This window comes from Streptomyces sp. NPDC054956 (genome assembly GCF_053609185.1).
The window spans coordinates 1-7,390 of record NZ_JBSGXB010000345.1 but is presented as its reverse complement, the minus strand read 5'-3'; the positions used below and the strand labels follow the sequence as shown (position 1 = coordinate 7,390).

The window sequence follows — 7,390 nt, the reverse complement described above, 5'->3', positions numbered from 1 at the left end:
CCGTAGGGCGGGCCCAGGGGCCTTTCCGTGCCGCCGCGCGGCTCAGGGGCGCAGGAGGCGGTCCAGGGCGCGGCCGAAGAGGACGCGGGCCGCCGCCGCGACCAGGGGGTCGAAGGGGCGGCCCAGGCCGCGCAGGCGCAGTTCCTCGCGCCATTCGACCTCGCAGCCGCCGGCCGGCGAGGGGCGGATTTCGATCTCCGCCCAGCCCAGGACCGCGCGGCCGTGTTTGACGAGTCGGACCAGTCCCGGCGAAGTGCCCCGGGGCGGCCGCCAGACGGTGACTTCCATGGGGTCGTCGAACGTGATGCTTCCCACGCCCGTACGCATGGTGAAACGGGTGCCAACGTGCATAAAAGGCCCCGTTTCGATGATCGCCCGAGTGAGCGGGACCTGTGCACCGTGGCGTTCCCAGTCCGTCAGCCTCAGCCATGCCTCCTCGGGCCTGAGACTCGTTGGGCGAATGATCCGGATAGCGGGCATGAGCGCATGGTAATCGGGCATACACACCCTGAACTGGGCGGCGAATATGGCTTCCGCCCGGGGGTGGCGATCAGTAATACTCACCGCCACCGTGGATCGCGGATTCGACCGGGTGACCACCGGCCTTCCCGCCCCACTCTGCGAGGAGGTGCGCCATGTGCTCCCACCAGCCCCCCTGCCCGTCCGCCGACAGCGCCGATCACGACGCCGCCCGCACCGTGGCCTTCCACCCCGAACAGGGTTGGAATCTGCTCTGCAACGGCCTCGTCGTCTTCGACGACACCGGTGAACTGCTCCCCGACGGCCGCACGGTGGAACCCCGCCGCCCGGCCCTGGTCTGAGCGAGGAGGCAGCATGCGCCAGCAGCTGATCCGCAAGCCCGTTCCCAAGCCCGCACCCCGAGACCTGGATCTGCGCACACCGTCGGGCAGACCCCTCCCGTACTGACGGGAGCCCAGGATTTACGGCGCGTCCACCGGTCGCTTCCTCAGCCGGTGGGCGCTGCCGCACCACCCATGAAGGCGCTTTCGTACGCCTCGTCGCCGATCGCCGCCCTGGCCTGGCGCTCGCCCTCGTCGCGCAGGGCCGTCAGTGAGGGGGAGCCCATCTGCGGCCGCCCCACCGTGCGCCACCAGGCGTGCCCCGTGCCCAGCAGGCGCGCGGCCAGTTCGCCGTCGCCCATGGCCGCCACCGCCGCCGCCAGCAGGTCCAGGCCGAGCGCGATCCCGAAGCGGTCGCCCAGCAGCCGCTTGCCCGAGAGCATCGCCCGCGCGTGCCGGGCCGCCTCCCCGTGGTGGCCGAGCCCGAAGGCCGCGACGGCCAGGATGTAGTCCGCGTAGGCCCGCAGCCAGCGCTCGCCGAGCTCCTCGCACGCCTCGCGCAGTCCCCGCGCCTCCTGCTCGGCCTCCTCGAAGCGCCCGAGGTCGCACAGGGCGTAGCCGGTGGCCAGCCGGCACAGCAGCCAGCCCGGGCCGGTCGGCCGGCCCCCGTGGCCCCCGCGTGCCCTGGGGCCGGCGAGCGCGAGGGCCCGTACGGGATCGCCCGGCATCAGCACCGACACCGCGTGCAGGTACGCGGCACGCAGCTCCGGCTCCGGGTCGGCCAGCGCGGCCGCCGCGCGGGTGCACCGCTCGCCCAGCTCCTCGGCGGCGTCCAGGTCGCCCTGGAGCAGCATGGTGAGTCCGAGCGCCCACAGGGCCTGCGCGTGCGCGGCACCCGCCCGCGGGGCGCCGCGCAGGGCCCGCTCCAGGAAGGCCCGGCCCTCGTGGACGTGCCCGCACGAGAACCAGAAGAACCAGAGCGCGCCGGCCGTTTCCAGGGCCGCCGTGGGGTCCGAGCCGAGCAGGTGTTCCAGGGCGGTACGAAGCTGCGCGTGCTCGGTGGTCATCCTGCGGTACCAGTCCACCTGGCCGGGCCCCAGCCACCCCCGGTCGGCGGCCTGCGAGAGCGCGGCGTACCAGTGGGCGTGCCGGTCGGCGAGGACCCGTACCTCCCCGAGCTCCGCCAGCCAGTCCTGGCCGTACTCGCGGATCGTGTCCAGCAGGCGGTAGCGGGCGCCCGTGCCGCGTTCCCGGGTGCAGCGGACGACCGACTTCGAGACCAGGCCCGCGAGGACCCGTTCGACCTGCGCGGCGGGCAGCGGGCCGCCCGAGCACACGGCGCGCGCGGCGGCGGCGTCGAAGTCCCCCGTGAACACCGAGAGCCGGGCCCACAGCAGCCGTTCGAGCGGCTCGCACAGCTCGTGGCTCCAGCCGATCGCGGTCCGCATGGTCTGGTGGCGGGGCAGGCGCGCGGCGGCGGTGTCCGACAGCAGGTCGAAGCTGACGTCGAGCCGCCGCGCCATCTGCTCCAGGGTCCACAACCGCATCCGGGCGCCGGCCAGTTCGAGGGCGAGCGGGATGCCGTCCAGCCGTCGGCAGACCTCGGCGGCCAGGGCCACCCGGTCGGGGTCGGTGAAGGCGGCCTCGGCGTACGGGGTGGCGGCCAGTGCGCGGGCCCGGAAGAGCGCGAGGGCGTCGCTGTCGGGGCCTTCGCAGGGCAGCGGGCTGACCTCGAGAACGTTCTCGCCGGGGCAGCCGAGCGGCTCGCGGGAGGTGATCAGCACCGTCAACCCGGGCGCGGACTGCAGGAGTTCTCCGACGAGGTGGCGGCAGGCGGCCACCAGGTGCTCGCAGGTGTCGAGGACGAGCAGCAGCTCCTTGTCGGCCATCCACGCGCACAGTTCCTCGTCGAGGGAGCGCAGGGACTGGTTGGCGAGGCCCAGGGCCTGGGCGACGGTGGCGCTGAGCAACTCGGCTTCGCGCAGCGGGGAGAGGGCCACCCACCAGACGCCGTCGGGCCGGCCCTGGGCCGCGGCGGCGCGCAGGGCCAGCCTGGACTTGCCCACGCCGCCGACGCCCGTGAGGGTCACGAGCCTGCGCTCGCGCAGTGTTTCGTACAGGAGGGCGAGCTCACGCTCTCGGCCCACGAAGCTCGCCGTTTCCGGCGGCAGGTTTCCCGGCACGGCGCCAGAGTCTGGCTCAACGGCGTCGCCCGCCGAATCCGCCTGATTGTTGTTGACCGAGTACTCACCGAACACGCATGTATTGTGCGTGATCTTCTTTCTCCGCAGTGCCGTTCGGGTCAGATCGAAGGAACGGGTTCCGTTCGTGGGTCAGGAGGCGAGGACGACGCGCCGTTCGGCGGAGAAGGCCCCCCAGTTGCCGTCGGGCAGCCGGGCCCGGAGCTTCACCGTCCACACCGTGCCGGCCGGTTCGGCGACCGTGAGCCGGTGCTCGGCCCGGCCGGCCGGGACGGCGCCCGCGCCGAACTGGATGACGGTGGTGGGCCGGCCGTTGACGTAGAGCTCGTACTCGCTGGTCTCGCGGCCGGTCGGCGGGGCGGTCCAGGAGAGGGTGACCGCGCCCGGCGAGGCGGTCGCCGTGAACTCCGAGGGCGCGGTGTTCGGGCGCTGCCCGGGGCCGGCCGGGGTGGTCACGTCCACCGCGGGACCGGCGGGGGAGGAGTTGTCGGCGCCGTCGCGGGCCCGGACGGTGAAGGTGTACACCGTGTCGGGCTGGAGGCCCTCCAGGGTGGTCCCGGTGCTGCCCGGTCCGGCCGTGTGGATCCGGGCGTCGCCCTGGTAGACGTCGTACGCGGTGACGCCCGAGTCGTCGGTGGCCGGGCCCCAGGTCAGCTCGGCGGAAGTGGGCCCGAGGGCGCGGCCGGCCGTACCCGTCGGGGCCGTCGGCGGCAGCCGGTCCTCGGCCTTGGCGGCGGGGGTGGTGGCGGAGACCGCCGGGCCGGCCCCGGAGGTGTTCCCGGCGGTGTCCCGGGCCCGGACCGTGAAGCCGTAGGAGGTCTGCGGGGTGAGGCCGGTGATGTCCACCATCGTCTTGTCGGCAGGCAGTTCGCGGACCAGGCGGCCCTCCTGGAAGACCAGGAAGGCGGCCACCTCGTCGGCGGGCGCGGGCGACTGCCACATGACGTGGACCGAAGTGGCGCTGCCGGCCTGGGCGGTGAGCCCGGCGGGGGCGGGCGGGGGCGTGGTGTCGGCGGAGGAGCACGCCGTGAGGGCCGCTGCCACGGCCGCGAGGGCCAGGGGCAGGGCGAGCGCCGCCCGTCCGGCGGACGGGCGCGGGAGGTGGCGTACGGGGTGCGGCGCGGGGTCGTGCACGGCGGGCGCCCTCTTCTTCCGGTACTGCAGGCTCCTCGGAAAGGTCTAGACATATATGGCATGCCGCGAGGCGGCCGGGCAAGCCCCCGGAAGCACCCGGGGGGTCCGGACCGTACGGGGAACGGCCGGGGCGGCCGCGGCGGGATCGGCGGCGCCGGCCCTCTGGCCGGGACTGCTCGCCGTCCGGTTCTTCCTGTCCGTCAGGCAGGAGGTCGCCGGCGGCAGGCTGTCGACTTGTCGGCAAAGCTCCAAGGGCCTTCATGGGGGCGCCTGTTCGGCTCCGACGACGTGGGCCGTGAGCTGCTGCTGCGGTGCGCGTACGGGCTGCGGGTGTCGCTGCTCGTCGGACGGGTCGCGGCGCTGGTCGCGGCGGGTGGACCGACCGGTTCGTCATGTCGGTGGTGGACGCGCCGGCTCTCCACGGCCCGCATCGTCCGCGCAACCTCGTCCGGACGGCCCGCGGTTCCGTGCTCGCCGGCGACGGGTGGCCCACCCTCTTCCCCGGTGTGTCCCTGATCGTCCCGACCCTGGCCATCGCGGGCCTGTCGGGCGCCGGGCGAGTGCCTCGCGCTCGTCCCGCAGACCCCCGCCGCGCCCACGGCGCCCCGAGCCGAGCTCGTCGCCGAACCGCTCAGGGCCACCGGGCGGCGCGGTGAAGCCGACTCGCTCGCAGCCGAGTTGGCGGACCGGGCGCTGGTGCTGCGGCCGTGCCGGCTGGTGTGCGACGACGCGCCGGGACGAGATCGTCAAGCACTGAAACGCCGGTCACGGACGGTCAACACCCGTTTGGCGGACACGAGTTTCGCTCGAAGGGCCTTCCTCCTGCGCGACCATGGCGCCGCGTAAGGAGGTGTTCCGATGGTGATCTCCCTGTCCGTCGTCGTCCTGCTCCTGGTGCTCGCGTGGATCTTCATGCGCGGCGGCGGCCTCAAGCTGTCCCACGCGATCGTCTGCGTCCTGCTCGGCTTCTACCTCGCGAGCAGCAGCCTGGCGGCGACCATCCACAACGGCGTCTCGGCCACGGCCAACGTGGTCGGCGGCCTCACGCCGTAGGGCGTGTCCCTCCGGTCAACCCGCGTGCGGTGATCCACTGTTGCGCCTTCGTGAATCATCCGGCTCGTGCATGGACTCCTGCGCCGACGCGATCTAGCGTCTGGCGGCGGCGCGATGTCAGACACGATGTCAATAGAACTGAAGACGGAGGAGGAAGCCCGGATGTTCCGAAGAGCGCTCAATTGCGCCGTGGTGCCGGCCCTCGTGGCCTTCGCGGCGGTGACCGGGGTCGCCCCGGCCACCGCCGAGGAGATACCCCTGGCCCCCGGCCACCGGCTGATCCGCCACTACGACGGCGGGCCCGCCGCGGCCGCCCCGCTGCCCGGCGAAGCCCCGCCGCAGCACCCCTTCCTCGCGCCCAACGGCCGCAGCGGCATGCACTCCGACGCCGCCGGCAGCGCCACCTCGCCCTGGTCCGGGCCGCTCGGCAAGAACCCGAAGGTGACCAGCGAGAAGATCGCCGCCCTCGGCGGGGAATGCGCCACCGCCACCTTCGACTCCGGCGGCCGGCTGGTCACCGTGTGCGGCACCTTCGGCGGTTTCAAGGTCAAGCTCCTGGACCCCCGTACGCTCGCCACGCTCGCGGAGCACCAGCTCCCGCAGCGCTCCTCGACGGTCCAGGCGATCACCTCGCTCGACTTCTCGAAGATCTTCAAGGACACCTCGGGCGGCGCCTACTTCTACCTGGACAACAAGGACCGGGCGGTGCTGGCCGACTCCCGCCAGCACGTCCTGCGCCTGTCGCACGTCCAGACCCCGGAAGGCGGCTGGCAGTTCAGGGTGGACGACGACTGGGACCTCACCGGCCAGGTCCCGCACGACTGCGTCGACTGGACCGACCTGTGGCCCACCGGCACCTGCGACCCGGTCACCTCGGTGATGCCCGACTGGGACGGCCGCATCTGGTGGGTCACCCGGCAGGGCCGCGTCGGCACCGTGGACCCGGCCACCTCGGTGATCCGCTCGATCCGGCTGGAGGGCGAGGAGATCCAGAACTCCTTCTCGGTCGCCGAGGACGGGGTCTCCATCGTCACGGACCACGCGCTCTACAGCTTCCGCGCCACCGCCGACGGCACCCCCGCCGCTCAGTGGCGCCAGACGTACGACCGGGGTACGGGGACCAAGCCCGGCTCGGTGAACCAGGGTTCGGGCACCACGCCGGACCTCTTCGGCAACGGCTACGTCGCGATCACCGACAACGCCGACGACCGGATGAACGTCCTGGTCTACAAGCGGGGCGCGGACGTGCCCGAAGGCCAGCGGCTCGTGTGCAAGGTCCCGGTCTTCGGCTCGGGCGCCTCGACCACCGACAACTCCCTGATCACCTGGGGGAACAGCATCGTGGTCGAGAACAACTACGGCTACGAGAACGTCACTTCGCTGCTGCTCGGCAAGTCGGTCGTCGGCGGCGTCAGCCGGATCGACGTCCGCGCCGACGGCAGCGGCTGCGACACGGTCTGGCAGAGCGCGATCCGCTCGCCGTCCGTCGTCCCGAAGCTCTCCACCGGCAACGGGCTGCTCTACTTCTACGAGAAGGAGCCCAGCGTCTGGGGGATCGACGCCTGGTACCTGACGGCGGTCGACTTCCGCACCGGTGAGCGCCGCTGGCGGCAGCTGACCGGCACGGGCCCGCTGTACGACAACAACTGGGCCCCGATCACCCTGGGCCCCGACGGAACGGCCTACGTCGGCGTCTTCAACGGCATCGTCGCCGTCCGCGACGGCGGCTGAACCCGCCCCCGCGATCAGGGCCCGCCCGGAGCTCCGGGCGGGCCCTGCCTGTGTGGGCCGACCCGCTCGATGGCCACCATGGCCGCGTCGTCGCCGAGGAGGCCGCCCGGGGCGTGGGCGAGCAGGTCCGCGCACAGATGGCGCAGGAGGGCGGCCGGGCCGTCGCCGGGCCAGTCGGCGGCCCGCTCCGGCAGGGGATAGAAGGTCCCCGAGGCGTCGCGCGCCTCGATGACGCCGTCCGTGTAGAGCAGGACGACGTCGCCCGGCTCGAAGGCGAAGGTCTGCGAGGCGAAGCCGGTGTCGACGAACTCGGAGAGGCCCAGGGGCGGCGCCGGGTGCTCCACCTCCAGGGGCTGGACCCGGCCCCCGCGCAGCAGCAGGGGCGGCGGGTGCCCGCAGCTGACGAGTCGCAGGGACGGCTCGGTGTCGGGGATGTCGAGCACGGCCGCGGTGGTGAAGCCCTCCTCGGCC

General features: G+C 73.3%; 7 protein-coding genes and 1 pseudogene. 4 read left to right on the top strand and 4 right to left on the bottom strand.

Going from position 1 to position 7,390, the window contains the following annotated elements; genetic code table 11:
* Positions 1–42: 42 nt before the first annotated feature.
* Complete coding sequence (locus ACWGDE_RS33530) at positions 43–315, bottom strand: hypothetical protein (RefSeq protein WP_453392826.1); 273 nt, start codon at positions 313–315, stop codon at positions 43–45.
* Positions 316–635: 320 nt separating this feature from the next.
* Between ACWGDE_RS33530 and ACWGDE_RS33525 the strand changes: the two genes are divergently transcribed.
* The gene (locus ACWGDE_RS33525; protein ID WP_453392825.1) at positions 636–821 is read left to right on the top strand and encodes a DUF5999 family protein; all 186 of its coding nucleotides are present in this window, start codon (positions 636–638) and stop codon (positions 819–821) included.
* Between the two features lie 146 nt (positions 822–967).
* Here ACWGDE_RS33525 and ACWGDE_RS33520 read toward each other — a convergent pair whose 3' ends face one another.
* Positions 968–2,947 carry an ATP-binding protein gene (locus ACWGDE_RS33520; protein ID WP_453392824.1) on the bottom strand — a complete coding sequence of 660 codons (1,980 nt, stop codon included), beginning with the start codon at positions 2,945–2,947 and terminating at the stop codon, positions 968–970.
* Positions 2,948–3,133: 186 nt separating this feature from the next.
* Entirely contained in the window at positions 3,134–4,135 is a 1,002-nt protein-coding gene (locus ACWGDE_RS33515) for a fibronectin type III domain-containing protein (protein WP_453392823.1), read from the bottom strand.
* Positions 4,136–4,354: 219 nt separating this feature from the next.
* Here ACWGDE_RS33515 and ACWGDE_RS33510 point away from each other — a divergent pair.
* The 3 genes and pseudogenes from ACWGDE_RS33510 to ACWGDE_RS33500 form a co-directional block, all read left to right on the top strand.
* Positions 4,355–4,791, top strand: a pseudogene (locus tag ACWGDE_RS33510) (hypothetical protein); the annotation flags it as partial.
* A 202-nt stretch (positions 4,792–4,993) separates the two neighbouring features.
* Entirely contained in the window at positions 4,994–5,188 is a 195-nt protein-coding gene (locus ACWGDE_RS33505; protein WP_453392822.1) for a hypothetical protein, read from the top strand.
* 162 nt (positions 5,189–5,350) lie between these two features.
* On the top strand, positions 5,351–6,919 hold the full coding sequence (locus ACWGDE_RS33500) for a hypothetical protein (RefSeq protein WP_453392821.1): 1,569 nt from the start codon (positions 5,351–5,353) through the stop codon (positions 6,917–6,919).
* 14 nt (positions 6,920–6,933) lie between these two features.
* Here the strand turns inward: ACWGDE_RS33500 and ACWGDE_RS33495 are convergent.
* Positions 6,934–7,390: PP2C family protein-serine/threonine phosphatase (locus tag ACWGDE_RS33495; protein WP_453392820.1), on the bottom strand; the 457-nt coding region annotated here is incomplete at its 5' end.